The organism is Leuconostoc sp. S50 (genome assembly GCF_016624925.1).
Classification (GTDB): Bacteria; Bacillota; Bacilli; order Lactobacillales; family Lactobacillaceae; genus Leuconostoc; species Leuconostoc pseudomesenteroides.
The window spans coordinates 39,640-65,380 of the sequence record NZ_JACVUE010000010.1; the positions used below are offsets into that span (position 1 = coordinate 39,640).

A 25,741-nucleotide genomic window follows, 5' to 3' on the forward strand; every position below is an offset into this window, starting at 1 on the left:
AATACTAAAAGGGGATAACAACGCATGGCATTTTTACAAGTTAATTATTATTCGCAGGTTTTGGGAATGGATCGACACATGAACGTGATTTTACCTGAATTATCTGATCACAATCCGAGTTGGACAGCTGATATGCTGCAAGACATACCAGTATTGTATTTGCTACATGGCATGTCTGGCGATCAAGATATTTGGCAGCGTCGTACATCGATTGAGCGATTAGTTCGTCAAACAATTGTGGCTGTTGTGATGCCGTCAACTGATTTGGCCTGGTATACTAACACAACATACGGTCTGAATTACTTTGATGCCTTGGCAGAAGAATTACCGAACAAAGTAGCCTCATTGTTCCCACAACTGTCAACCAAGCGCGAAAAAAACTTTGTCGCTGGTTTATCGATGGGTGGCTACGGTGCTTTCAAACTTGGATTAGGCACAACTCGGTTTAGCTATGCCGCTTCATTGTCAGGTGCGTTAGTAGGTGATCCGCAATTTGGTACAATACCAGATGAGACGCCGCATGATTATTGGACCGGTATTTTTGGCGATTTGGACAAATTTGTTGGTTCGGATAATGACTTGCTTGCGCTAGCCAAAAAAAATACGCATAAACCACAATTATACGCTTGGATTGGAGAACAGGATTATTTAAAGCCGACTAACGATGACTTCATTCCAAAGTTACGTGATTTAAACTATGATATCACTTTTGAAACTGCACCTGGTAAGCATGAATGGTATTATTGGGATAAAAAAATTGAGCGTGTCTTAGAATGGTTACCAATTAATTATGTCCCTGAAGAAAGGCTAAGTTAATGGCGCTCAATATTTTAATGGGGCGTGCTAAGCATGACATGCGTGGTGAAATGTTGGCCGATATTCAAAAACAGCTCCAGCAAAATGCTAGTTTAACCATATATTATATTGTGCCTAATCACGTTAAATTTGACAGCGAAGTTGATGTGCTTCAACGTTTTTCTGTAATCAATGGTCATAGTCAGGTGCAACGTTATTCGCAGAGTCGGCTGCAGGTATATTCGTTAACACGGCTGGCTTGGGCCCTCATGAAAAATAGACCAACGAAGCAACCAGAAACGGTTTCAACGGCCGGATTGTTTATGATGGTCACTGATATTTTGCGAGAGAAGGCAAGCCAATTGCCAGTTTTTGCACGTCTACAAGCTAAAAGCGGTTTTGTGACAGCGTTGGTCTCACAATTAATTGAGCTACGTGTGAGTCGCGTATCACCTCAAGATTTGCTTGACATAGTGGCTAAATCAGCTGACAATATTTTTTTGCGACAAACTTTAAATGCTAAACTTCGTGATTTGGCAATTGTCGCTGAAGCATTTGAACAACAACTAGGACAACAAAGAATTACTGTACAAGAAACTTTGTTGCATTTTGTCGAGGAATTGAATGATTTTGAGCTGACAAATACGATGTTTTATTTAGACGGCTTCAATGGCTTTACTAGTGCGGAACAAGCTGTCGTAAATGCTTTAATTGCCCGCTATCCAGTGACAATAGCGCTATTAGGTGATACTTCAAAACTGGGTAAACAGCAAGCAGGGGATGTCTTTTTTAAGCCGATGACAACTGCCCAACAGTTGATTGCATGGGCATCAAACAATCAACAATCAGTGAATACTCGTAGTGCTAGCAGTTTGCGTAATCTCTCTTCTGCTAATGAGCAAGTCTTATCCGCATGGGAGAAATTAGGGGAATATCGTTCATTTCAAGCAACTGATAATAATATAACCGCACTCCAAGCATTTGCAGCTGAAACGCCGATTGTGGAAATTCAGGAGGTAGCCAGACGCATCAAGCGTGCTTTACAACAGGATCCGTCACTGCATTTAAGAGATATTTTGATTTTGGCTCGCGATTTGGGACCTTATCAACCTCATATTTCGGCTGTGATGGCCACATTTGAGCTGCCTTTTTTTCTGGACACTGATATCACAATGATGAATCATCCGTTGGTCGAACTGATTATGACACTTTTATCGCCACAAAAATTTAATTATCAAAATGTGTTAGCAATATTAAAAACGGGTTTGTTGCGACCAACTGTCGACGGAAAGTTAGTTGATAGTGATGAATTTTTCGACATTGTGGGCTATTTGGATAATTATTTATATGCTTATCGACCTTATGAGTCCACTTGGCATCAGTTTGATCGACCTTTTCAACTATTCCAAGTGACTCGTGATAATGATGAAACAGAAATTTCACAAGATCAAAAAATTAATCAACGGCTCGAGTTTTTGCGTCGCTTTGTGGTTAAATCATTTGATCAGTTAGATGATGGTTTTAAAAAAGCAACAACTTTCCGTCAAGCAGCCACTGTGTTGATCGAATGGCTACAAAAAAAGCATGTTGTTGAAGCCTTGATTAAGCAACGCGATAATTTAATGGCGCAGGGGGATTTAGTACACGCCCAACAACACGATGAAGTTTGGCAGATGTTTAGCCAGACATTAGATGATATGGTTAGTTTCAAAGGCGATGATGATTTTGTTTTGACAGACATGGTTGATATTTTGATTGCTGGCTTTTCCGGTGCTAAATTTTCAGGCATTCCAAACAGTCTAGATCAATTAACCATATCTGAAGCTGGGATTGTGCAAAGTACGAGCTATCGGGCATTATTTTTTATTGGCGGTACGCGCCAAAACTTACCGGCACAAACTAAAACAACAGCTTTAATTAATGATGCCGAGCGAACAATGGTTATGCCAGACTTACAGTCAGGTGACCAGCCACGATACCTGCAAAATACAGCGCAGCAGCAGATGGCAGAAGAAAATTTGTTATTTTATGGTAGTCTGATGTCAGCGACTGATCATATCACGTTATCTTACCCAATCTTGGATAGCAGTGGACAAATAGCAGAAATGTCGCCATTTTTCAAACGCTTAGTTGATGCCTTCAGTGTTGACGTGACAACCGTCAGCGGGCAGCCAGCTTCTAGTTCAGCCCTAATTAAACACTATATTGGAACACCTCAAACAACATTATCTGAATTAGTGAAAATTTTACCGGTTGCTAGGCAAACTTCTGCGTTTAAAGCAGTGAAATCATTGCTTGAAACAACGGTAAAATCACGACTTAATCGTGTTTTTTCTGCACCAAATTATCAAAATAAGCCGGTCCAATTGCGCCCAGAATTTGTGGCAGCACTGTTTGGTGACCAGTTAAATGTCTCGATTTCTCAATTAGAAAGTTACTACCATAATCCGTATGCCTACTTTTTGCAGTATGGGCTGCGTTTAAAAGAGCGCACAACAAACACCCTAGATGTCGCGCAAACAGGCACACTGTATCATGCTATTTTTGAAAAGGTGTTAGCGCACCTCATTCAAAATAATTTAAGTTTGCGTGACTTGACTAGCGATGATATCAAACATTTGGTTTCCGAACAAATGGCTGAATTAGTAACATTGCCAGTTTTTGAGATGCTTACCGAAGATGGTAAAATGCGTGCTACCAGTGAGTATTTGACACGTGTTAGTGACATTTTATTATTGAATTTGCAAGCAGCAGCACGTGAAAACACGAGTCGGCCATTAGCGGTCGAACAATTATTTGGTTTTCCAAAAGCTTCATTGCCAGCCTTACAGTTACCAAAAATACATGTCCGTGGTAAGTTGGATCGTTTAGATTTGCAAGACAGTGCGGGTGAATTTGGGACCATTATTGACTATAAATCAAATGGCAAACTATTTAGCTGGGCACAAGCTTATGATGGTTTGCAAATGCAATTGTTGACTTATTGGGATGCTGCGCAACAGAGTGCTAGTCAACTCGGTTTTGATAAAGTGGGTGGGGCGTTTTTTGCAAAAATTGTACCTGATAAGACCTCATTAACGCGTAGTATGGACATTGATGCACTATTAGCAGGTAAAATCTTACCAGAAAACTTCAAATACCGCGGACTATTCATTTCTGATTCAGCTTATGTTGATGCACTTGCTGACATTGAAGCATCAGAAAAGTCGCCCCATTATCCACTGGCGCGTCTCAAAAATGGTGATTTAGGAAAATCAGGTGTTGACGCTGTATCACCTGAAGAATTTGAAGCACTCTTAAAACGGAATCGAAAAAACATTGTGACAGCAGGACAACAAATATTAGCTGGTCACTTTCCACTTTCGCCAGTTGAGGGTGGTTTAACTTACTCACCATATCTTGATATTATGCGTTTTGATCGCGCGCTTGGTGACCGTTATCGTGAGCAAACCACGGGTGATAAGAATCGTATTTTAGAATTATTGAAAGATGAGGGTGAATAATGGCGACCACATTTACAGCTAATCAACAACGCGCTATTGATGAAACAGATCATAATATTCTGGTTGCTGCCTCAGCCGGTTCTGGTAAAACAACAGTTTTAATTGAACGCATTATTCAAAAAATTTTGGCGGGAACGAGCGTTGACAATTTTTTAATTGTGACATTTACTAACGCCGCTGCTCATGAAATGCGACAAAGACTAGAGATAGCCATTGAGAAGCGTTTGCAGACGGCAACTGGGAAACAAAAACGATTTTTACAAGAGCAATTGTTGTTGTTGCCCGCAGCTAATATTTCCACTATTGATGCGTATGCTTTACGACTTATTGAAATGTACTATCACGTGATAGGCTTAGATCCACAATTCCGTCTTTTATCTGACACAGCCGAGCGTGAGCTGATGCGTCAAGATGTTTTAATTGAAGTGTTTGCTGAATTTTATGCGGAAGAAAATGACAACCACCAAGACTTTTTAGCCTTGGTCAATAATTTTGGTAATCCAAATCATGATGATGCGTTGCAAAATATTGTTCTAAAATTAGCTGATTTTGCGGAAGCACGAGCTGATGGCACGCAATGGTTAGAAAACTTACGGAATCCATACCGCGTTAGTGGCGAGCCATTGGTTAAAACTGATTTATTCACCAAACACATCAAACCGTTTTTGAAGGCGGACATTGCTGACTTAACGGAAAAAGTGCAACAGATTCAACTCGGCGTTGATGGTGTTGACGAATTACAAAAAACACAAGATGCTTTTGACGAAATAGCAACGTACCTATCGTCAGTTGCTCAGCAGATTGAAACGGGTTCGTGGGACGCATTACAATCTGCTATTTTAGCAGTACCAGCTGCTAAAATGAACACGCAAACCAAAGCAATTAAAGAAGATCCTGATCTGTCTGCATTGGTGGCCGCCGCGCGGCAAGTACGAACACAAGTCATTGGGTCAAAATCACAATTAAAGCCATGGTTGGAAGACTACTTCATATTAAACGAGTCGGCATGGTTACGTGTTCAAGGGTTGGCATTTCAATTAATTGACACGTTAGTTATTGTGACGCAGTCTTTCCGGAAGTCCTTTGAGCAAGCAAAACGAGACGCAAAGTTACTCGATTTTCCAGATTTGGGGACGTTAGCCTTACAAATTTTATCTGATGACGTTACCAAACAAACCATACAAGGCCAATTCCAAGAAATTTTAGTTGATGAGTATCAAGATATTAATCAGCTCCAAGAAACTTTACTAACCAGTGTTTCCAACGGGCACAACATGTACATGGTTGGCGATGTGAAGCAAAGTATTTATGGTTTTCGTCAAGCAGAACCATCATTATTTACTGCCAAGTACAAAAAGTTTGCACAATCAGGAAATAATGATAGCCGAATAGATTTGGCTGACAATTTTCGTTCACAAAACAATGTTACGCGTGTGACGAATTTAATTTTCACTCAACTGATGGATGAAACATTGGGCGATATTGCTTACGTTGGGGATGCTAAATTAGTGCCCAAAGCTTCATACCCAGAGGAAGTCGCACCTGTCTTTCATCTTGATATCATAACTCAAGACAATGATGACGAAACGAGTGAAGAAGATACATTTGAAAAACGTCAGGCACAATATGCCTTACTGGCTAACAAAATATTAGCGTTACGTGGTACAACTATATATGACCGCAAAGCTGAGCCAGCGGGAATGCGACCGGTTGCCTATGGTGATATTGCAATTTTAACACGTTCTAAAACTGGCTATATTGATTTGGTCGCGACATTGCGACAAGCAGGTATTCCAGTCCAAGTGGATGGTGTTGGCAATTATTTTCAGGCTATGGAAATATACTTGATGTTGGATATATTACGTGTCATTGATAATCCACATCAAGATATTCCGTTAGTGGCAATCTTGCGTTCGCCAATGTTTGAATTTAATGAGAATGATTTGGCGGCCATTCGGACGGCGGATCAGCAACATGATTTTTGGACAGCATTTAATCGCTATGCCAAATCAAATGAACAAGCTGAAAACGTGATTGCAATGATTAACAAATGGCATGATATTGCGATTCAAAATGACCTCGTGACGCTTATTTGGAGCATTTATGACGAGACAGCTTGGTTGGATTATGTTGGTGGTATGGCAGGTGGTTCCCAGCGCCAAGCTAATCTACACGCTTTGTACACGTATGCGCAAAGCTACCAAAATAACACACATGCTGGGTTATTTCGATTTATTCGTTACATTGAACAATTGCAAAGTTCTGATGGCGACTTGGGTGAGGCACCACAAGAAGCTGACGCACAAGCGGTTCGTTTGATGACGATTCACGCGTCAAAAGGATTAGAATTTCCGATTGTCATGCTACCGGAAGCTGATAAAGCTTTTAATACCAAAGACCTGAATGGGGGACTATTAATTCAAAAAAATGCGGATGTTGGTCTGGAATATTTGCAACCCGACGCATTGGTCACGATGCCGACCTTGCAGAAATTAGTTGTCAAACAAGCTTTAAAACGACAAAGTTGGTCTGAAGAAATGCGCTTGCTGTATGTTGCATTAACTCGCGCTGAGCAACAACTTTATATTGTTGGAACCGTCAAAATTAAAGGCGAAGAGGGCAACGAAGCAATTAAAGCATTATGGCAATCAGCGAAGCAAACTAGCGGTCAATTTTTGTCAGAAAACTTGCGATTACAAGCAAATTCATATTTACAATGGTTGCTGATTAGTTTTGCACGAACTGAGAATCAAGTATTGGACGCGTGGTTAGGCGACGATAGTCTACCGCGTTTGATGGGAAATGAAACACCAACCAACGCAAAAACATCAATTACAATCACACCGCAAATGGATATTGTTGCACCAAATATAGTATCAGAAGGCTTGCCTAATGAAGCTGAGCAACAAGATGATTACACAGCTGAAGACTATACTCAAGCTAAAGCACTACTATCGTACCGATATCCCAATATGTCAGCAGCAAAAACGGCAGCTTATCAATCTGTTAGTGAGATTAAACGTTTATTTGAAGATCCCGATCGCTTGAATATGAGCACGCTGATACTTGATGAGCAAGGCAATACACAAGCTGCTAATGCCTACGTGTCAGAGACTTTGCCATTACCTACTTTTTTGAGTGACGGTCAGCAAAAACCATCAAGCAGCGCTATTGGTACAGCGACACACTTGCTGTTGCAATTGATTGATATAACGCAACCTGTTGATGCTAAAAGTGTTGATAATTTATTAACAAAATTAGTGGCTAGTGAGCAAATTTTGCCTAGCGTGGCAGCATTGATACAAGTTGATGACATTTTACGTTTTGTACACACACCATTTGCTCAAGAAATTGCAGCACATCAGCGTACATTACAACGAGAAGCCACATTTGCCATGATTGTACCAGCTAATCAAATCTATCAAGAAGTCAATGACGATGCGCCTGTACTCATACACGGTATAATTGACGGTTATTTTGTCGATGAATCAACCAAAAGCGTGACGCTATTTGACTACAAAACAGATTTTGTGCAACCAACGCGCCTTGCAGAAGGATTAGCACAACTAAAGCTACGCTATAAAGGGCAGCTTAATTTATATCAAGAAGCATTACGACAAGAATATCCAGAATACAAAATAAACCCACCTAAACTGATTGCTTTGAGCGTGGGTGAGGTGGTAGATGTGGGGTGACTGTAAAAGTTCACAATTTAAGTTAATGAATTGTGATATTCTGGATTGAGAAGGGAATAAAAATATGCTTCAGATGTATGTCTGATTAATGGGGCTTTATACAAAAAAACACTTAGAAGTTAAAATAATACTTGCGATAGCGGCCACGCTACAAGCATTATCACAGCTAATAAGTGCTTTGAAGAAATAAAGCTAGGGCCAGCAATGGCCCGCTTTATGCCACGTTCATTTTAACACACTATGAAAAAACAAAAAATAGATGGAATAACGTGGTATATATTAATCACATCAACAATCGCATGGATATTGGCAATTTACAATGTTTTTAAAGGAAAGGGGAAGCAATGGGACGACCTAATAAGTATGATGATCCAAAGGAAGCGCAGCGAATAGCTAATAAAAGATACCGGGAAAAAAATAGGGAACATGTAAACTATATGCGTTTAAGATCATCAACTAAAAATTTTATCTTAAACTATGCACTATCTAGTGATCTTGATAATTTAGAGGAACTGATAAGAGAAAAAAGAGCAAATTTGTGATAAAACATGATTGTGATTATTCCTCGTGTTCTTGAAAGTGCTGTTCCTCTGCCTCAAATGTACTTCAGATCAATGGTGCTTTAGACTCAAACTCTATATAACCGTTTTAAAAAATGCTTCAGATGTGAGGCGAAACGATTATATCTTATTTCCGAATATTTAAAAACCCGCAATCATTTCAAATAGCAATCCAGTTTCAGTGGCAAAAATCACCCCAAAATATTTTTTATTTGAATCCTAAAAAAGGGATTGAAATGAGATATCTATTACAGAAATTTAATGATATTATAAATGGTAACTAAACAGCAGTTTAGCAATTAATACTATCGCAGAATGGAGAACTATTATGCCTGCATTCATAGTTGCTATATTTTTAACAATTGTTATTGTCATTCTAATTCCAGATATACTTATTATTGAAGTTTTTGGTGGTTTTTTGTTGGTCTTAGGCATTGCTTATCTGCTATGGAAAGTCTTCGGTGCTGATTTGAATGAAACAGAATCTGGTACATGCCATTCACGAATACGTAAATTATTAAGCCAACTGACATCGCTTAAAGTTGAAAAAAATAAGTAAAACTATTTTGTCAAACAGGGTTAACTTTTAATGCAAGATAATTGTTGAATCATTATCATCATGATAAACTAAACGTATGATTAAGTATGAGACAATTGATTTTTTGGGCGGTCATTTAACCGTTTTTGAGCGTGATGGACATTTAGTTTTTATCAGTTTGGCAAACGATGGGGTAGCTGAGTTTCTGTCTGAATATCCAGGATATGGGTTAGAACCAGATACACTGCCGGTTGCGCAACTGTTCCATCAATACGAAAATGGTTTGCCAGTTGACTGGACGCGTGTGCCAATTGATTTTCTTTCGGGTACTGAATTTCAAAAATCAGTCTGGCGGACGCTTAATCAGTTCAAAGGCACATTGACTTATAGTCAATTAGCAGAAAAAGTGGGTCGTCCTAAGGCGATTCGTGCTGTCGCAAGCGCTGTTGGTAAAAATCCATTACCAATTATTAATGCTTGTCACCGTATTTTGCCTAAAAGTGGTGGCGTTGGCAAATTTCGATATGGTACTTTAGTCAAAGCGCAACTATTAACCCTAGAAGGCATTAAAATTGATTAACTTGGAGTATAGGTTGTTACTTAAAAACCTGATACAATAGAGTCATGACTAATACAGATAATTTTTTTAAAGTTGGCACAATTGTTAACACGCATGGTATCCGTGGCGAAGTCAAAATTATGGCTATCACCGATTTTGCAGAAGAACGTTTCCAAAAAGGAGCGTCTCTTTTTATTGATACCAAACAAGGTCGCGTACCGGTAACAGTTAAATCCTCACGTTTACACAAAAATGCTTGGTTGGTACTCTTCGACGGTGTCAGCCATATTAACGAGATTGAAAAATACAAAGGCGATGACGTTTATGTAGAAGGCAATTCACGTCCAGAACTCGGCGATGATGAATATTATTATGATGAAATCATTGATAGTGAGGTTGTTGACTTATCAGGCAATCATATCGGTATTGTTAAAGAGATTATGACCACTGGTGCTAATGATGTTTGGATTGTTAAACGTGAAGGTCAATCTGATGCGCTCATTCCGCTGATTGATGATGTTGTAAAGGAAATAAACGTCAACGACAAATTGATTACCATTGATGTTTTAGAAGGGTTGTTAGATTAATGCGAATTGATGTTTTAAGTCTTTTTCCAGATATGTTTGCGCCGATGCGACAATCAATTATTGGAAAAGCGATTGACAAACAGGCACTTGATTTTAATGTGACTGATTTTCGTGATTTTACGGACAACAAGCATAATAATGTTGATGACTATCCATTCGGCGGTGGTGCGGGCATGTTATTGATGCCCCAACCAATTTTTGATGCGATGGCCGATGTTGAAAAAAAGGCCGGTGATAAGGGACATGTCATTTTATTGGACCCTGCCGGACGACAGTTTAATCATTCTGTTGCACAAGAACTGGCGCAATATGATCATTTGACATTTATTGCGGGCCATTATGAGGGTTATGATGATCGTATTCGCGAGTTAGTAGATGATGAAATCTCACTTGGGGATTATGTTTTAACTGGTGGTGAACTGGGCGCGATGGTTATTATTGATGCCACAGTGCGCTTCTTACCGGAAATTCTTGGCAACGCTTCAAGTGCTGATGACGATTCATTTCAGAATGGCCTACTTGAATTTCCGCAATACACTAGACCAGCAGACTTTAGAGGACGACAAGTACCAGAAGTTTTGACTAATGGCAATCATGCTAAAATTGCAGAGTGGCGTTTGAAAGAATCATTGCGACGGACCTACTTGCGACGACCGGATTTGCTCGAAAATCGTCAATTAACCGCACAAGAACGTGATTTACTCGATGACATTAAAACTGAAGAAATGACGGAAGGCTAAGAAAAATCTTAGCTTTTTATTTTACTTATAGATGAGAAAATATGGTACGGTACTAATAAGTAAAGTGGAGGAAGTGTATCACAATCGTTTCCGATTGGATGATATGCGACAATAAATCATGAAAATTGCAATTGCGGGTTTTGGCGCATTAGGTGCGCGAGTTGGTGTAATGTTGCAACGTGCTGGTCACGATGTAATTGGTATTGATGGTTGGGCAGCGCACATTGCGGCAATCAATACCAAGGGATTGACTGTGACAGAGGATGACGGGTCATCTAAAAAATATTTTATTCCAGTCATGACACCCAAAGAAGTTACTGGTGAATTTGATTTGGTGATTTTATTGACAAAAACACCACAATTGGATCGTATGTTAACTGATATTCAACCGCTTATCACAAAACAAACACAGTTATTAGTCTTGTCAAATGGACTGGGTAATGTTGAAGTAATGGCAAAGCACGTGTCATCACAACAAATTATCGCTGGGGTAACTCTGTGGACATCTGATTTGGTCCAACCTGGTGAAATTCATGTGACAGGCACAGGCTCAATTAAATTACAAGCGATTGATCACGCAGATATTACCGCTGTTGTCACTGCTTTGAATGAAGCTGGGCTTAATGCTGAAGTATCCGACAATGTTGTAGAAGCTATTTGGCATAAAGCGGGCATTAATTCAGTCCTTAACCCATTGACAGTCTTACTTGATGCCAACATTGCAGAATTCGGGACAGCAGGGAATGGCATGGATCTTGCATTGAACATTTTAGATGAGATTAAGCAAGTTGGCGACGCGGCTGGCGTTAATGTTGACGTCAATGGCATTTTAAGCGACCTTTCAAATTTGCTAAAACCAGAAAACGCGGGTAATCACTACCCATCAATGTACCAAGATATTCAAGCTGGTAAGCGAACTGAAATCGACTTTTTGAATGGCTACTTTGCTAAATTGGGGCGTGAAAATCATATCGCCACACCTTTTAATGCACTTGTAACACGATTAATTCATGCAAAAGAAGATATTGAACGTGTTAAATTGGCCAAGCAACAAGAAACCTTTGAAATTTGATGAGAATTAAAGTAAAATTAGAATCAAATCATTTTACTTTTAATTTGTAAGGAGAAAATAATGGCAATTGAAACAGCAGTATTTGCAGGCGGTTGCTTTTGGTGCATGGTGCAACCTTTTGATTCGTTACCGGGAATTGAAAAGGTACGTTCTGGCTACACAGGCGGACACACGGTTAATCCAACTTATGAGGAAGTATCATCACACACCACTGGTCATACAGAAGCAGTTAAAATTTGGTTTGATCCCGAAAAAATAACTTATGCAGAATTAGTTGAAATCTATTGGGAACAAACAGATCCAACTGACGCAATGGGACAATTTCAAGATCGTGGTGATAACTATCGACCTGTTATCTTTGTTGCTGACGAAAAACAGCGTCAAATTGCCGAACAATCTAAAGCTAATCTAGCTGCGTCTGGTCGATTTACCGATCCAATTGTCACAACGATTGAAGATGTTAAACCATTTTATGAAGCAGAAGAGTATCATCAAGAATTTTACAAGAAAGATCCTACTCGAGAAGCGCTTGAAATGGAGCAACGATTAGCTTTCAAACTAGCCAATTGGCAACAAGAGTAACAGATTTTTAGGATACTGAAAATCGGTGAAAATGAGCGGAGACGCTTTTTTTTTGTTATAATTGATTTCGTTATGAACGTTAAAAGGAAAGCACGCCGTAGGTAAAAAAACATGCAACTTGAATTTCTTGGGACTGGGTCTGGCCAGCCATCTAAATTTAGAAATGTGACTAGTATTGCTTTACGGCTACTGGATGAACGAAACGCTGTCTGGCTATTTGATGTTGGGGAAGCCACACAGCACCAAATTTTAAAAACAACAATTCGACCACGAAAAGTCGAAAAAATTTTCATATCTCATTTACACGGTGATCATATTTTTGGGCTACCTGGTTTTTTGAGCTCCCGCTCGTTTCAAGGTGCTGATAAAAATGAACCGTTAACGATTTATGGTCCTAAAGGCATTAAAGATTTTGTACAGACTGCTTTGCGTGTTTCTGAAACTCGTCTGTCTTATCCTATCAATTATGTAGCTTTGCAGGAAGGGGTTATTTTTGATGATCCAACCTTCCAAGTGATTGCAGCACCGATGCGTCACCGCATTGAAACTTGGGGATTTCGCGTCGTTGAAAAAGATCATCCAGGGGAACTCTTGGTTGACAAGTTACGTGCTGAAAATATACCATCTGGACCTTTATATGGTCGGTTAAAGGCAGGTAAAACAGTGACATTGCCTGACGGTCGTACGATAAACGGACTGGATTATATCGGGAAAACACAAAAAGGACGTGTTGTGACATTGATACTAGACACGCGACCTAATGATAATATTGCTTTATTGGCGCATCATGCGGATGTATTAGTGCATGAAAGTACTTATGGTGCAAGTGATGAAGAATCAAAGATGGCGAGAGCACACGCCCATTCAACTAGCATTAATGCGGCCAATGTGGCCAGAAAAGCCCAAGTTGGTAAGCTAGTGTTGACACATTTGTCAGCACGTTATGTTGGTCCGTTGGTCAAAAATCTCATTCAAGACGTGCGAAAAGTATTTCCCAACACATACGTTGCGCGAGATTTGGATGTAATCGAAATTCCATTTAAGAAAGAAATTCATGAGTCAAAGTAACTGGCATATGTTGCCAAAACCAAATGATAAAGTTGTTAAACAACTGGTGTCACAATTAAATATTAGCCAACTTTCCGCGATGATTGTTGCCCAAAAAGGCTATGATTCGCCTGAGGCTGCTTTTCAGTATTTAAAACCTAGTATGTCTACGCTCCACGATCCGATGGCGCTCCATGATATGGCGGCCACTATTGAGCGTTTGCAGGAAGCAGCGTTTGGCGGTGAAAAAATTGTTGTGTATGGCGATTATGATATGGATGGTGTCACCAGTACAGCCATTATGGTTGAGGCATTAGAAGTTTTGGGCGCTGATGTGACTGCCTATATTCCAAATCGTTTTTCTGATGGATATGGGCCTAATGTCGCGGCTTACCAAAAATTAATTGCAGATGGTGCACAACTAATCGTGACAGTTGATAATGGCGTTAGTGGTAATGAAGCGGTTGAATATGCAATGGCACAAGGTATTGATGTGATTATTACCGATCATCATGAATTACCTGCAACACTACCAAAAGCTTTTGCAATTGTACATCCAAGACATCCGAAAGGAAACTATCCATTTGGTGACTTGTCAGGAGCAGGTGTGGCTTTTAAAGTGGCGCAGGCGTTACTCAGCGATGGTCAAACTGCCACTGATATTTCTGAGTTACCCACAGAGCTCTTGGATTTAGTGGCATTAGGCGAATTAGCAGACATGGTGTCGCTAACCGACGAAAATCGTGTCCTTGTGGCACTTGGTTTACAACAAATCAATCAAGCGCCGCGTCCAGGATTAAGTGCTATTTTAAAGAACGCTGGTCAAAAAGATAATGAACCAGTCATTTCAGAAACAGTCGGCTTCAAAATTGCACCACGCATTAATGCGGTAGGACGATTGGGGGATGCTGATTTATCACTAAAACTGTTGATGTCTCAAGATCCAGAAGAAGCTGTCACCTTAGCTTCTGAGGTTGAAGCATTGAATGCTCAGCGACAAGAAATTGTTGAGGAAGTTTTGGGTGCAGCAAAACAAGTTGCTTTGTCAGAAAAATATCAGCCAGATAAAGTAGTTATTGTAGCTGGGGATAGTTGGCATCAGGGTATTTTAGGAATTGTTGCTAGTCGATTAGTTGATATACTTCACAAACCTGTGATTGTTTTGAGTTTAGTTGACGGTATCTATAAAGGGTCGGGTCGAACGTTTGGTGATTTTGACTTGTATCAGTTGATGAATGATTATCGTCAGTTATACGCAACATTTGGTGGTCACAAAAGCGCTTTGGGTTTGGCAATAACGCCAGATAACCTCAAAAAGCTAATTGAACAAATACGTTCACAAAATGATCAGATTATTGTGAAACCCGAGCCAATAGATGTCAATTTGGTTTTGCCACCTGAAGCGATGACAACTGAAATTTATCATGATTTGCAAATGATGGAACCATTTGGAACAGATAATCCACAGCCTGTTTTCGCTTTAAAATCACCAAGTGTTGTTAGTGCTGTCACAATGGGCAATGCTAAACAACATATCAAGTTAAAATTACAAAATAATGTTGAGGTACTTGGTTTTAATCACCCTGACTGGTTGCCGGTAGTCGCACAGCCTAATGGTCATGCTATGGTTGGTACGTTAGGTTTGAATTATTTTCGAGGCAAAAAAACATTACAATTATTATTACTTGATGTTGATTTACCGGTTCAAAAAGATGATAATGAAGAACATAAAAGGTTTTTTGCGAGTTTATATAAATTTATTTATCACAATCAAACCTTGAATTTTGCCGAAAATTTGGATAAAATTGCCAAACAATTCAATATTAGCAAAACGGACCTAAATATTATGGTGCAAGTGTTTATCGAGTTAGATTTTGTGTCGGTACATGACGGTTTTGTCAAAATTAACCCAAATGCCGCACAAAAATCGTTAACGACTTCCACAACCTACCAAAAATATTTAGCTGGTCGATAATTTAGAAAGTATGAGCTTTGGCTCAGAGAAAAAGAATGACAGTAGATTTACATGATTACGTTGCAACAGTAGAAAACTTTCCTGAACCAGGTGTCAATTTTCGTGATATTTCACCACTGATGGGGGATGGCGTTGCTTACAAGCAAGCGGTTGACGCGATAGCAGATTTTGCCAAGCAACTGGATGTGGCTTTAATTGCAGGACCTGAATCACGTGGCTTTATTGTCGGGTCACCATTAGCCTACACTTTGGGCATTGGTTTTGTCCCAGCACGTAAAGGTGGCAAACTTCCGCGTAAAGCTGTCAGTGCATCCTATACACTTGAGTATGGTGGTGTTAACGAACTGGAAATTCATGAGGATGCTATCAAACCAGGTCAGCGTGTCCTAATTGTTGATGACTTACTGGCTACTGGTGGCACCATTAATGCGACACGAGAAATCATTGAAAAATTAGGTGGTATAGTTGCCGGTGTTGCATTCATTATTGAATTAGAAGATTTACATGGCCGTGAAAAAATCATGGAAGCCGGTGAAGTACCATTTTTAGCGTTGATGGAGTATTAAAAGTGTCAAAAATGGGATAGTTGCAGAGCTTGACACCTTCTCATTTATCCTTTAATCTTAATGCTATGGAAAAAAAACAAATCACGAATTGGTTTATTCGCTTTATTAAAGGTGTTTTTATTGCCTTAGGTTTTATTTTGCCAGGCGTTTCTGGTGGTGTTTTGGCTGCTATATTAGGACTTTACGAGCGCATGCTCAGTTTTATGGCTCATATTCGTCAAAATTTCAAACGAGATTTTGCGTTTTTTTTGCCGGTCGGTCTGGGCGGAATTGCTGGTATTATTTTACTCAGCCGACCGCTTGAGTTTTTGTTGGTCTCCTATAAAGCAATAGTGCTTTGGGGATTTGCTGGTGCAATTGTTGGGACATTGCCTGCACTATTCAAAGAAAGTGCAAAAAAAGGGCGCAGTTATCGTGATTGGATCATGTTTGGTGTAACAGCAGTTGTGGGCGGGTTATTTTTGTATAATATGACTGCCATTTTTGGACAAATGCCAATTAATTTCTTCTCTTGGTTGTTGGCGGGGGCGCTCATTGCACTAGGTGTGATAGTGCCTGGCTTAAGTCCATCGAATTTTTTGTTATATCTTGGCCTGTTTGATCCAATGTTAGCTGGCTTCAAACGCGCGGATATGGGTGTTTTCATACCAATTGCTGTAGGAGCGATGGTGACTCTAATTTCCTTTTCTAAAGTCATGAGTTACTTGTTGCAGCACTTTTATTCTCTTGTTTATCACTTTATTTTGGCGATTGTTGTTGTTTCAACAGTCTTGATTGTTATACCACCAGTTGCCGATTATAGCGGTTTTAACATGACCAGTGCCTTAATTAGTGCGATCCTGTTTGTTTTGGGTATCGTAGTAGGGTACTGGATGAGTGGCTTAGAAAAAAAATACAAATAAAAAACGATTACGTATAATTCTTACGTAATCGTTTTTTATTTGACTAACCAAACAGCATCTTTAATCGTATCAAAGGGTTGATGGTTCTGATTGAGAATTTCTGGTTGCGACAAAATCGCATTTTGCCAAAATTCAGGAGAATTTGTAACGCCATTTTGTTCACCGATGACAATAAAATCCCCTGTAAATCCTTGGTTACGCAAGGTGGTTAAAATTTGCCAATCAATGTTTTGAGTGTCAGGGGCCCAACTTAAAATTAAAACATCGAAGGATCTCCGCTTGACACTTTCTAGTGCATCTTCTTGTTCAACATGAGTCCATGGTTTAGGCGTCAAAATATCTTGACCACGCCAATCAAAATTGTCTGTGCTGGTTACTTCATCTTGTAGTTGTCGGAGTCCAGCAGAAATCAAAGCATTGCCAGCCATAATTTCTAATACTGAACGACCATTGATAAAATGATGTAAATCCACTAACCATCGCTGATTAGGAATATGCCAAATGCCAAAGGTTTGAATGATTTCTTGTCGAAACATAGCTAAATCATCATCAAGCGGCATTAACGCAAAATTGCTAAAAATTTCTTTTTCTGAAAAGGATAGTAGGGGTAAGTTATTTTTTGGTAATTGTTGGAGCTTCAAGCTGACAATGGCTTTTTTAACTGACTGAATTTTAAAAAGAACATCAGATGTTGTTGCAAACTTTTCTTCCCATTGATTGAGTTGTTCAAGATAGGGTATCATCATCTTCAGTCACGTCGCGTCGATTTTTAAAGCTTGCACCGTGTTTGTCAATGTGAACATTATAATGTTTGCCATGATGTTCAAAGTCAAAATCATTGTTTTTAATATCACGTCTAAAACGCCACATTGTCAGCATAGCGATGATACCACCAATAGCTGCAACAATTAGGGCAAATAACAACGCGATACCAATAATACTCAAAACAACTGGCACAGCAACACCAATAACAACAAGTAAAATAGGGATGAGAATGAGTAGCACAACAATGATGGTGACAATAGCACCAATGAATTGAAATAATTTTTTCATAGATAAACCCTCCAATCATTCAATTATACTACACTTTTATTAGAATTTAGAAAAAGTATTGACATGTAAATATTAGTAGTGTATATTATTATTCATAAAGTAATAGCGCATTCGTCGCTCAAATTTAAGGAGTCGTATCATGACAAAGCACATGACCATCAAATTCAATAACGCCCTCCTCCTCAACCTCCAACTCATTTGAGTCTAGTAGGTTGTTATTTGAGCAACATCAGCTACTAGACTATCGTCATTGATAAGTTTGGTAGCTGGTTAGGTAGGAATGTCCTAACGAGCAATCGTTGGGGCATTTTTATTTTTCTCAACGATTGTGGGCTCACATTGGAGAACACACATTTAAGGAGAAAGAATTATGGCACAAAATGCAATTACAGCAGAGCAGGTAAAATCAGCAAGTAACAAAAAGTCAGCCGCTGTCGACAAAGAATCAATTCGCGATACAGTCTACAAAGTCAGTGCTGCTGTCTCTAATGCAATATTGGTGACTTTGGGTATGGGCCTATTGTTGCAAACAATTGCAGGATTTATTCATTGGGCACCAATGGTACAAATGGGCGCTATCACCAAAGTAATGTTGCCAGCTGCTTTTGGCGCAGCGATTGCTTCACAAATGAAAACCAACACAATGGTTATGTTTAGTGCTATGGCCGCATCAGCGGTTGGTGCTAACGCTGTATTTTTCACTGATAAAGCTGTCCAAGGTGTTACCGCAACTGGTTATGCCGGTGCACAAGCTGCTGGATCGGCAATTATTACAACTGGTCAACCAATTTCAGCCGTATTGGCTGGTTTGATAGCTGTATTGTTTGGTAAATGGTTGAGCGGTAAAACACCATTGGATATGGTAATCGTTCCTGCCGCAACAACAATTGTTGGAACAGTTGCGGGTTACTATTTGGCCGCTGTAACAACACCAATTTTGGTTGCTATTGGTGCTTTCATTGCTTCAAGTGTTGCAGTTAACCCAATTATTGGAACAGCTGTTGTTGCGATGGTGTTTGGTGCTTTGACCATGACACCAGCTTCAGCCGCCGCATTGGCAGTCGCTATTGGTGCTACGGGTGTAACATCACCTGAAGCAGCCGGTGCTATCTTGATTGGTACAACCGCAGTATTCGTTGGTTTCCCTGCAATGTCATTCCATGAAAACAAGATTGGGGCAACCATTGCACAAGGTATCGTAACACCAAAAATTCAATTCCCTAATTTGACAGAAAATCCAGCTTTGATTATCCCACCAATGATTGGCGCCGCCATTGCAGCTCCAATTGCAACAATGGTCTTCCATGTGACGGCACCATTCGCGATGGCGGGTATCGGATTTAACTCATTCATTGTGCCATTGGCATTGGCGGGATCTAACCCAGTTGCATTTGCTGCTTATATGGGCGTCGGCGTTGCCGTACCAGTCGTTGTTTCATTTATCGGTTATCGCATTATGCGCAAAATTGGTTGGGCTAAGCCACAACAATTGCATTTGGAGCTGATTTAATTTAACCAAGTTCTAAAATAATAAAAGCCACCAAATTTCATTGTTTAATGAGAAAATTGGTGGTTTTTTAGTGTACTTTGGTCGTTAATTTGTAGGTGCGGTTTTGACCTGGTAGCCATTTGATGGCTGTTAGCGGGTTAGATTTTACGCCCCAAATATCCAATAGAGCAGCAATAGCAATATGAACAGGTGCTTGTGAGTCGAAAGTAACGGTTAACTGGTTATAGATACCATCAGGACGACTTTCGGGTTTGACACTGAGTAATTTTTTGGTATTGTGGTAGATGAGGTAGCGATTGGCAATAAAATTGCCAGAAATTAACCAACCAAGATGACGAACATAAACAATATCACCGAGATGCCCAAAAGTAAAACTGATTGAGCCAACAATATGGCCACGGTAGTTAAGGGTGAAGCGTGGTAAAATGCCATAAGATGTTTGACGAATACGTACTAGCACATTGCCTGACATGTCTTGAACGTGAAGTTCATCAGACTTTTTACCGGAGCGACCTGAAACAAGGTAAGATGCCTTAAAGTCGGAGTCAAAAACAATATTGACACCATCATCAATACTATGTCGTTGTCTCAAATAATATTTTGTCATCTGCTAAGCACCTCTCATTCACCTATTATTTTATCATGAAAGAAGAAAAAAATGCCGTTAACTCACACAACTTGGGCACCAGCCGTCAAAGCAAAACTTACTTCGGATTATTTAGATCGTGTGGCAATATTTATTAATCAAACCTATCAGTTCGAAGAAAATATTTTTCCGCCTAGAGAAAAAATTTTTTCTGCGCTAGAAACAACACCACTTCCTGAGACTAAAGTCGTGATAATGGGACAAGATCCATATCATGAAGTTGGACAAGCGCAGGGTCTGAGTTTTTCAGTTCCTGATGACGTTCCTGCGCCACCGTCCTTGCAAAATATTTTAAAAGAACTGTCAACAGATATTGGGCAGCGTCAGTCTCATGACTTAACTAGTTGGGCGGAGCAGGGCGTTTTATTGCTCAACGCTGTACTAACTGTTCCGGAAGGGCGCGCTAATGCACATCAAGGTTTAATTTGGGAACCATTAACTGATGCGTTGATTCAAATTGCTTCAGAAGATAGCACGCCGAAAGTCTTTATTTTGTGGGGAAAATTTGCCCAGTCAAAGCGTCGTTTTGTTGATGAATCAAAGCATTTAGTTATCACGAGTGCGCATCCTAGTCCATTGTCAGCATATCGCGGATTTTTCGGTAGCCAACCTTTTTCAAAGGCGAATGCGTATTTAAGGACACATAATCGAGAACCGATTGATTGGATGGGATAGTTAAAACATTCACAAAATAACAACAAAATCGCAGACAATTATGACTTGGTCTGTTACAATTAAGGTGTAAATGAAAATTTAATGATTCACAGTAGTGAATTTGGAGGAATTATGGAATTATTTGAGCAACTTAAAAACAAAATTAGTGGTCAAAACAAAACGATTGTGTTTCCTGAAGGAGAAGATGTCCGTATCCAAGGCGCCGCAGTAAGATTGGCAGCGGATGGCCTTTTGAAGCCAATTTTGTTGGGAGATAGCAAAGCCATAGCAGCTACTGCAACCGCTAATAATTTTGATTTGTCTGGGGTAGAAGTGATTGACCCTGCCAACTATGATGAAAGTGCGCTAGCGCAATTAAATGCTGCGTTGGTTGAGCGTCGTAAGGGTAAGACAGATGCCGAGACTGCTGCCAAGTGGCTAAAAGATGTTAATTATTTTGGTACAATGCTCGTTTACACAGGTAAAGCTGATGGCATGGTTTCTGGGGCAACACATCCAACAGGCGATACGGTTCGTCCGGCGTTGCAAATTATCAAAACTGCACCCGGCTCAAGCCGGATTTCTGGTGCCTTCATCATGCAAAAAGGTGATGAACGTTATGTTTTCTCCGATGCGGCTATCAATATTGATATTGACGCTCCAACCATGGCTGAAATTGCTGTGCAATCTGCCAAGACTGCAAAAGTCTTTGAAATTGACCCTAGAGTAGCCATGTTGTCATTTTCAACAAAGGGTTCAGCTAAATCACCATTGGTAGATAAAGTTGCCGAAGCGACTAAGTTAGCTAAAGAGTTGGCGCCAGAATTTGCTGACGTGATTGATGGCGAATTGCAATTTGATGCTGCATTTGTGCCAACAGTCGGTGCAGCTAAGGCACCTGATTCAAAGGTTGCTGGGCACGCCAATACATTTATTTTTCCAAGTCTAGAAGCCGGAAATATTGGTTACAAAATTGCCCAACGACTGGGTGGTTACGAAGCAATTGGTCCGATTTTGCAAGGTTTGGCAAAACCTGTTTCTGATTTGTCACGTGGTGCCAATGAAGAAGATGTTTATAAGGTTGCTATTATTACTGCAGCACAAGCATTGGCTTAAATCGTTTAATTGATAAAAAAAGGAATCCAAGATTATTCTGGATTCCTTTTTTGTGTCACAATAAGCGACTGTCGTTGGTTAAAAGTTGAAAACGTGGCTTGTTCATCGTCCTTAAAAATTGAAAATAGTTCGGTAGCATTCTTTTCAGAAAGTTTCACGGACCAATCGCCAATCGTTAAAAAATACTGATCAGCCATGTCGTAAAATTGCAGTTTTGCTATTTTACCTTGATGATCAACCATCAAATCGTATACAGTCTTTTTTGTCATATCATTATTCAAATTGGGCATCGTAAAGTCGTTTGTATATTCCTTGTTTCTGCAATAGTGAGTCATGTGTACCAGTTTCAGCAACTTGACCGTCGTTCATCACAATAATCTGATCAGCCTTATGAACGGTGCTCAGTCGATGAGCAATGACGATTGCCGTCTTTGCTACCATTAAATTGTCGAGTGCATGCTGAATTGTTTTTTCGGACTCATTATCAAGTGCTGCAGTTGCTTCATCAAGAATGACAATCGGTGCATCCTTGAGTAGAGCACGCGCAATTGATAAACGTTGTTTTTGACCACCTGATAATTTTAAACCGCGTTCTCCAACTTGTGTTGCCAATTGATTGGGTTGTTTAGCTATGAAATCCGCAATGTCAGCGCGCTTTGCTGCTTGCCAGATGGCTTCTTCATTGGTATTGTTACTGCCATACATAATATTGTCAGCGATTGTGCCATCGACAATCGTGACATCTTGGCTAACGACAGAAATATGTTGTCTGAGGTCTGAGATTTGAAAAGCTCGAATATCAATGTTGTCAAATAAAATATCGCCTTTACTACGATCATAAAAACGAGTGAGTAGTTTGATGATTGTTGATTTTCCTGAACCGGAACGCCCCACTAAGGCGGTGGTTTTACCGGCTGGAATTGTCATACTAACATCATTTAAGGCATGATCTGAACCCATTTCATAATCGAAAGTTACATTAGAAAGCTGAATATGTTGCTGGAGTGGATTTGGGAAAGGTTGAGGTGTTGTAGGTTCAAGTATCTTTGGCTCATAACTCAAAATATTTTTAATGCGATCATAAGAAACTTGGGCGGTTTGAAACACATTCATGAGCATTGAAAACGAACGGATAGGATCTTGTAGCATTGCTACATAGGCCAAATAAGCAACAAGATCACCGATTGTCATGGCTTTGTTCATGACTAATAAGGATCCAAACAATAGCACAATCGCAGTACCAATTGTATTGATTAGCGTGACTAGTGGTTGGAAAATGGCTTGCCATTTAGTTGCTTTTAGTGAGTAACCATTAGATTCTTCAGCGATTGATTCAAATTTAGTCGTTTCGGCATTTTCAGTTGTATAAGCTTTAATCAGCTCAATTTCAGTTAGCGTTGCTTGAAGTTGATTATTAATTTTACTTTGGGCGTATCTGACATTAGAATAAGCTTCTCGAATATGGCCGCGAAAAAAACGAATTGTAACAAACAAAATTGGAAAAGTGATTGATACCATTAATGCGAGTTGCCAATTTTGAATAAACAAAAAAATTAGGACACCAACGAAAGTAAAAATATTGCCAATAATGCCAAAAGTATTGGAGCTAATCAGCATTTGCAAATTGCCAATATCACTCGTTAAACGCACCATGAGATCACCAGTTTTGGCATCTTGAAAAAATGCGTAATCTTCTTTTAAAATAAAGCGATAGGTTTTGATACGTAATTCAGTTATTGCACGTTGCGAAAGCATTTGCATCATGTAAGTTGAGGCAAAGCTGACTACGCCTAAAAAGATTGTGACTATTAACAGACCAATAACATTAGTGTATAGCGCCTGTTGTTGACCACTAGGTAAAGCGTGATCGATAATATTTTTTGTAAACTGTGGGACCACAAAATTTAAAACAGCCATTAGAGTCAGCAAAAAAACATTTAAGATGACTAAACCACGTCTTTTTAAGACCGAACCAAATACAAACCGTAACATTTCAATAGCAGTCGTATCAGATTGGGCAAGTTGTTTTTTAATTTCTGTGGGACTCATACGTCCATTTGGATTTCTCATAATGAAGCTATTATACGCTTTTCAAGGAATAATTGGCTACCAATCCATAATGGAACGACCAATGACGATAAGTGCAAATAATAATAAAGCACATAAATAACAAACGCCAGCCATTAACCACCAAGTAATTCGCATATTATCGCCTCCTCAAAAAGTATTCTCTCACTTAAATATAATGTTAAATTGTGAAAAATCAAAGAAAGCGCATTGCAGTTAAGAAAGTGATAACTTTTTTTAGAAATTCTTTATGAATTAAACACCTGACAAGCTCAAATCACCTTCCAGAAAAATTGAGTGTTTTGATTTAATCATACTTTAAGAGAGCAGGTTGGTTGACAAGAAAGCGCTTTCATGATAATTTTTAGTTAATCTATTACTAAAATATTAATGAGCTTAGGAGAGTGAAATGGGAATAAACAATGTTTTGCATCGTCGGCAATATAAAATTGTAATTGATGACGCAATTAGCGGATTAAACTTAGATATGCTAGGTGACTTAGGTATCTGGAGTAACCCTAAAAATAAGCATTACCTTTTAACATTAAGATCAAATGAAGATCCGAATACAGATATTGGTACATTCATCAAGATTTTTGAAAAGAAGACAGGATTAACTTCTGATAATTTTACAATCCAGTCTCAAACCGGACCATTGACATTACAAAGAGGGGTTGATGATGAGTGGTTTTAAATGATTGAAAAAGCTACCTCAGCGTATGTGCTAGGTAGTTTTTAATTGCTGTTTTGAAAAGAGTGGTTTAGGTTAATGACACAAAATGGTTTAAAAGCGTATAACCGATAAGTTCATAAATCAACATTTCTGACAAAGCAAAAATGATGTTGAAGTCTGTAGTATCTTTGACGATAAAGGACAAGATTATTTCACAGACAGATACGACTGTAAACGTTGAAATAGTTGGAGAGCCAGTGAGTCTAATGAAGAGTTTTGTCACAATCAAATAAGGAGATCGCATGCAAGTAAATAGTATTTCAGATGTTATCATCGCAATCGCTTTGGCAGCTATTCCAATCATAGGTGGTTGGATTGGTAAAGTCATTACTGGCAATAGCAAAGCTACAACGTTGATTAACGTTTTATCACCATTAGCTAAGGCTGCAATCGTAGCTATGCAAAAGTTAGGTGTGACACAATACCTAGAGGGTGAAGTCAAGAAATTGGGTGCCGTTGATATTGTCAAAAAAGCGTTATCAGCGTTAGGATTATCAGAAACTGATGAAGCAATAATCAAGAACGCTATTGAAAAAGAATACGCTGCATTGATTAATGAACTGAATCAGACATATCCACAGATCACAGATGACGGCTGAACAAGATAAAGCGCAAGAAGTAGCAGCACAACAAGCAAGTGAAGTAGCCAAGGCTGATGAATTAGCCAAAGTACAACAGGCATTAGCTGATGCACAAGCAAAGGTTAACGCCTTACAAAATTGAATATAATAAAAACCTCAATCAAATAAAAATGATTGAGGTTTTTTTAATTGGTTATTGTATTTATATTTCTGTGGTGTTACAATCAGTTTACAGAACTAATTTAATTAATGGGGAAAGA

Annotated in this window: 25 protein-coding genes; 20 read left to right on the forward strand and 5 right to left on the reverse strand. The window is 39.3% G+C overall.

Going from position 1 to position 25,741, the window contains the following annotated elements; genetic code table 11:
• Positions 1 to 24: 24 nt before the first annotated feature.
• From IAE53_RS08560 to IAE53_RS08625, 14 genes are all read left to right on the forward strand, one after another.
• Positions 25 to 816, forward strand: a complete 792-nt coding sequence (locus IAE53_RS08560; RefSeq protein WP_148423748.1) for an alpha/beta hydrolase family protein — start codon at positions 25 to 27, stop codon at positions 814 to 816.
• Positions 816 to 4,298 (forward strand): PD-(D/E)XK nuclease family protein, encoded by a 3,483-nt coding sequence (locus tag IAE53_RS08565; RefSeq protein WP_200136288.1) that lies wholly within the window; start codon positions 816 to 818, stop codon positions 4,296 to 4,298. The genes IAE53_RS08560 and IAE53_RS08565 overlap by 1 nt, the downstream gene beginning before the upstream one ends.
• Positions 4,298 to 7,993, forward strand: coding sequence for a helicase-exonuclease AddAB subunit AddA (gene addA / locus IAE53_RS08570; RefSeq protein WP_188352998.1), 3,696 nt, complete (start codon positions 4,298 to 4,300; stop codon positions 7,991 to 7,993). Before IAE53_RS08565 ends, addA begins: the two co-directional genes overlap by 1 nt.
• A 344-nt stretch (positions 7,994 to 8,337) precedes the next feature.
• Positions 8,338 to 8,535: a hypothetical protein gene (locus tag IAE53_RS08575; protein WP_148423751.1), complete on the forward strand. Its 198-nt coding sequence runs from the start codon at positions 8,338 to 8,340 to the stop codon at positions 8,533 to 8,535.
• 346 nt (positions 8,536 to 8,881) lie between these two features.
• Positions 8,882 to 9,112: a hypothetical protein gene (locus tag IAE53_RS08580; protein WP_148423752.1), complete on the forward strand. Its 231-nt coding sequence runs from the start codon at positions 8,882 to 8,884 to the stop codon at positions 9,110 to 9,112.
• A 76-nt stretch (positions 9,113 to 9,188) separates the two neighbouring features.
• Entirely contained in the window at positions 9,189 to 9,671 is a 483-nt protein-coding gene (locus IAE53_RS08585; RefSeq protein ID WP_148423753.1) for a methylated-DNA--[protein]-cysteine S-methyltransferase, read from the forward strand.
• Between the two features lie 44 nt (positions 9,672 to 9,715).
• The gene (gene rimM / locus IAE53_RS08590) at positions 9,716 to 10,237 is read left to right on the forward strand and encodes a ribosome maturation factor RimM (protein WP_200136289.1); all 522 of its coding nucleotides are present in this window, start codon (positions 9,716 to 9,718) and stop codon (positions 10,235 to 10,237) included.
• On the forward strand, positions 10,237 to 10,977 hold the full coding sequence (trmD, locus tag IAE53_RS08595) for a tRNA (guanosine(37)-N1)-methyltransferase TrmD (protein WP_148423754.1): 741 nt from the start codon (positions 10,237 to 10,239) through the stop codon (positions 10,975 to 10,977). The genes rimM and trmD overlap by 1 nt, the downstream gene beginning before the upstream one ends.
• Before the next feature lie 118 nt (positions 10,978 to 11,095).
• Positions 11,096 to 12,049 (forward strand): ketopantoate reductase family protein, encoded by a 954-nt coding sequence (locus IAE53_RS08600; protein WP_188352996.1) that lies wholly within the window; start codon positions 11,096 to 11,098, stop codon positions 12,047 to 12,049.
• A 60-nt stretch (positions 12,050 to 12,109) separates the two neighbouring features.
• Entirely contained in the window at positions 12,110 to 12,631 is a 522-nt protein-coding gene (gene msrA, locus IAE53_RS08605) for a peptide-methionine (S)-S-oxide reductase MsrA (protein WP_188352995.1), read from the forward strand.
• A gap of 111 nt (positions 12,632 to 12,742) precedes the next feature.
• The gene (rnz, locus tag IAE53_RS08610; RefSeq protein ID WP_200136290.1) at positions 12,743 to 13,699 is read left to right on the forward strand and encodes a ribonuclease Z; all 957 of its coding nucleotides are present in this window, start codon (positions 12,743 to 12,745) and stop codon (positions 13,697 to 13,699) included.
• Positions 13,686 to 15,653 carry a single-stranded-DNA-specific exonuclease RecJ gene (gene recJ / locus IAE53_RS08615; RefSeq protein ID WP_200136291.1) on the forward strand — a complete coding sequence of 656 codons (1,968 nt, stop codon included), beginning with the start codon at positions 13,686 to 13,688 and terminating at the stop codon, positions 15,651 to 15,653. The genes rnz and recJ overlap by 14 nt, the downstream gene beginning before the upstream one ends.
• Positions 15,654 to 15,688: 35 nt before the next feature.
• Positions 15,689 to 16,219, forward strand: a complete 531-nt coding sequence (locus IAE53_RS08620; RefSeq protein WP_148423759.1) for an adenine phosphoribosyltransferase — start codon at positions 15,689 to 15,691, stop codon at positions 16,217 to 16,219.
• A gap of 65 nt (positions 16,220 to 16,284) precedes the next feature.
• Positions 16,285 to 17,121 (forward strand): DUF368 domain-containing protein, encoded by an 837-nt coding sequence (locus tag IAE53_RS08625; RefSeq protein WP_200136292.1) that lies wholly within the window; start codon positions 16,285 to 16,287, stop codon positions 17,119 to 17,121.
• Positions 17,122 to 17,156: 35 nt separating this feature from the next.
• Here IAE53_RS08625 and IAE53_RS08630 read toward each other — a convergent pair whose 3' ends face one another.
• Both IAE53_RS08630 and IAE53_RS08635 read right to left on the reverse strand, forming a co-directional pair.
• Positions 17,157 to 17,864, reverse strand: a complete 708-nt coding sequence (locus IAE53_RS08630; RefSeq protein ID WP_200136320.1) for an SAM-dependent methyltransferase — start codon at positions 17,862 to 17,864, stop codon at positions 17,157 to 17,159.
• Entirely contained in the window at positions 17,848 to 18,174 is a 327-nt protein-coding gene (locus tag IAE53_RS08635; protein ID WP_139967454.1) for a hypothetical protein, read from the reverse strand. Before IAE53_RS08635 ends, IAE53_RS08630 begins: the two co-directional genes overlap by 17 nt.
• 370 nt (positions 18,175 to 18,544) lie before the next feature.
• On the opposite strand from IAE53_RS08635, the gene IAE53_RS08640 reads away from it, so the two are divergent.
• Positions 18,545 to 19,684: a PTS transporter subunit IIC gene (locus tag IAE53_RS08640; RefSeq protein ID WP_200136293.1), complete on the forward strand. Its 1,140-nt coding sequence runs from the start codon at positions 18,545 to 18,547 to the stop codon at positions 19,682 to 19,684.
• Between the two features lie 67 nt (positions 19,685 to 19,751).
• On the opposite strand, the gene IAE53_RS08645 is transcribed toward IAE53_RS08640, so the two are convergent.
• On the reverse strand, positions 19,752 to 20,291 hold the full coding sequence (locus tag IAE53_RS08645; RefSeq protein WP_010291839.1) for an LURP-one-related/scramblase family protein: 540 nt from the start codon (positions 20,289 to 20,291) through the stop codon (positions 19,752 to 19,754).
• A gap of 51 nt (positions 20,292 to 20,342) precedes the next feature.
• On the opposite strand from IAE53_RS08645, the gene IAE53_RS08650 reads away from it, so the two are divergent.
• A complete protein-coding gene (locus tag IAE53_RS08650) occupies positions 20,343 to 21,005 on the forward strand; it encodes a uracil-DNA glycosylase (RefSeq protein WP_200136294.1) in 663 nt (220 codons plus the stop codon).
• Positions 21,006 to 21,116: 111 nt separating this feature from the next.
• Entirely contained in the window at positions 21,117 to 22,100 is a 984-nt protein-coding gene (gene pta, locus IAE53_RS08655; protein WP_200136295.1) for a phosphate acetyltransferase, read from the forward strand.
• A gap of 32 nt (positions 22,101 to 22,132) precedes the next feature.
• On the opposite strand, the gene IAE53_RS08660 is transcribed toward pta, so the two are convergent.
• Together IAE53_RS08660 and IAE53_RS08665 are read right to left on the reverse strand one after the other, a co-directional pair.
• Complete coding sequence (locus tag IAE53_RS08660) at positions 22,133 to 22,369, reverse strand: phosphate acetyltransferase (protein ID WP_200136296.1); 237 nt, start codon at positions 22,367 to 22,369, stop codon at positions 22,133 to 22,135.
• 4 nt (positions 22,370 to 22,373) lie between these two features.
• Positions 22,374 to 24,170, reverse strand: coding sequence for an ABC transporter ATP-binding protein (locus IAE53_RS08665; RefSeq protein WP_200136297.1), 1,797 nt, complete (start codon positions 24,168 to 24,170; stop codon positions 22,374 to 22,376).
• A 406-nt stretch (positions 24,171 to 24,576) separates the two neighbouring features.
• On the opposite strand from IAE53_RS08665, the gene IAE53_RS08670 reads away from it, so the two are divergent.
• From IAE53_RS08670 to IAE53_RS11565, 3 genes are all read left to right on the forward strand, one after another.
• Positions 24,577 to 24,861, forward strand: a complete 285-nt coding sequence (locus IAE53_RS08670) for a hypothetical protein (RefSeq protein WP_188352991.1) — start codon at positions 24,577 to 24,579, stop codon at positions 24,859 to 24,861.
• A gap of 281 nt (positions 24,862 to 25,142) precedes the next feature.
• Positions 25,143 to 25,499: a holin gene (locus IAE53_RS08675; protein ID WP_233610720.1), complete on the forward strand. Its 357-nt coding sequence runs from the start codon at positions 25,143 to 25,145 to the stop codon at positions 25,497 to 25,499.
• Positions 25,489 to 25,623, forward strand: a complete 135-nt coding sequence (locus IAE53_RS11565) for a hypothetical protein (RefSeq protein WP_255527372.1) — start codon at positions 25,489 to 25,491, stop codon at positions 25,621 to 25,623. Before IAE53_RS08675 ends, IAE53_RS11565 begins: the two co-directional genes overlap by 11 nt.
• Positions 25,624 to 25,741: the final 118 nt, after the last annotated feature.

Bases quoted from the DNA above. Each gene is read 5' to 3' on its own strand.
- IAE53_RS08560 (WP_148423748.1), top strand. From the start codon at position 25: ATGGCATTTTTACAAGTTAATTATTATTCGCAGGTTTTGGGAATGGAT.
- IAE53_RS08565 (WP_200136288.1), top strand. From the start codon at position 816: ATGGCGCTCAATATTTTAATGGGGCGTGCTAAGCATGACATGCGTGGT.
- addA (WP_188352998.1), top strand. From the start codon at position 4,298: ATGGCGACCACATTTACAGCTAATCAACAACGCGCTATTGATGAAACA.
- IAE53_RS08575 (WP_148423751.1), top strand. From the start codon at position 8,338: ATGGGACGACCTAATAAGTATGATGATCCAAAGGAAGCGCAGCGAATA.
- IAE53_RS08580 (WP_148423752.1), top strand. From the start codon at position 8,882: ATGCCTGCATTCATAGTTGCTATATTTTTAACAATTGTTATTGTCATT.
- IAE53_RS08585 (WP_148423753.1), top strand. From the start codon at position 9,189: ATGATTAAGTATGAGACAATTGATTTTTTGGGCGGTCATTTAACCGTT.
- rimM (WP_200136289.1), top strand. From the start codon at position 9,716: ATGACTAATACAGATAATTTTTTTAAAGTTGGCACAATTGTTAACACG.
- trmD (WP_148423754.1), top strand. From the start codon at position 10,237: ATGCGAATTGATGTTTTAAGTCTTTTTCCAGATATGTTTGCGCCGATG.
- IAE53_RS08600 (WP_188352996.1), top strand. From the start codon at position 11,096: ATGAAAATTGCAATTGCGGGTTTTGGCGCATTAGGTGCGCGAGTTGGT.
- msrA (WP_188352995.1), top strand. From the start codon at position 12,110: ATGGCAATTGAAACAGCAGTATTTGCAGGCGGTTGCTTTTGGTGCATG.
- rnz (WP_200136290.1), top strand. From the start codon at position 12,743: ATGCAACTTGAATTTCTTGGGACTGGGTCTGGCCAGCCATCTAAATTT.
- recJ (WP_200136291.1), top strand. From the start codon at position 13,686: ATGAGTCAAAGTAACTGGCATATGTTGCCAAAACCAAATGATAAAGTT.
- IAE53_RS08620 (WP_148423759.1), top strand. From the start codon at position 15,689: ATGACAGTAGATTTACATGATTACGTTGCAACAGTAGAAAACTTTCCT.
- IAE53_RS08625 (WP_200136292.1), top strand. From the start codon at position 16,285: ATGGAAAAAAAACAAATCACGAATTGGTTTATTCGCTTTATTAAAGGT.
- IAE53_RS08630 (WP_200136320.1), bottom strand. From the start codon at position 17,864: ATGATACCCTATCTTGAACAACTCAATCAATGGGAAGAAAAGTTTGCA.
- IAE53_RS08635 (WP_139967454.1), bottom strand. From the start codon at position 18,174: ATGAAAAAATTATTTCAATTCATTGGTGCTATTGTCACCATCATTGTT.
- IAE53_RS08640 (WP_200136293.1), top strand. From the start codon at position 18,545: ATGGCACAAAATGCAATTACAGCAGAGCAGGTAAAATCAGCAAGTAAC.
- IAE53_RS08645 (WP_010291839.1), bottom strand. From the start codon at position 20,291: ATGACAAAATATTATTTGAGACAACGACATAGTATTGATGATGGTGTC.
- IAE53_RS08650 (WP_200136294.1), top strand. From the start codon at position 20,343: ATGCCGTTAACTCACACAACTTGGGCACCAGCCGTCAAAGCAAAACTT.
- pta (WP_200136295.1), top strand. From the start codon at position 21,117: ATGGAATTATTTGAGCAACTTAAAAACAAAATTAGTGGTCAAAACAAA.
- IAE53_RS08660 (WP_200136296.1), bottom strand. From the start codon at position 22,369: ATGACAAAAAAGACTGTATACGATTTGATGGTTGATCATCAAGGTAAA.
- IAE53_RS08665 (WP_200136297.1), bottom strand. From the start codon at position 24,170: ATGAGAAATCCAAATGGACGTATGAGTCCCACAGAAATTAAAAAACAA.
- IAE53_RS08670 (WP_188352991.1), top strand. From the start codon at position 24,577: ATGGGAATAAACAATGTTTTGCATCGTCGGCAATATAAAATTGTAATT.
- IAE53_RS08675 (WP_233610720.1), top strand. From the start codon at position 25,143: ATGCAAGTAAATAGTATTTCAGATGTTATCATCGCAATCGCTTTGGCA.
- IAE53_RS11565 (WP_255527372.1), top strand. From the start codon at position 25,489: ATGACGGCTGAACAAGATAAAGCGCAAGAAGTAGCAGCACAACAAGCA.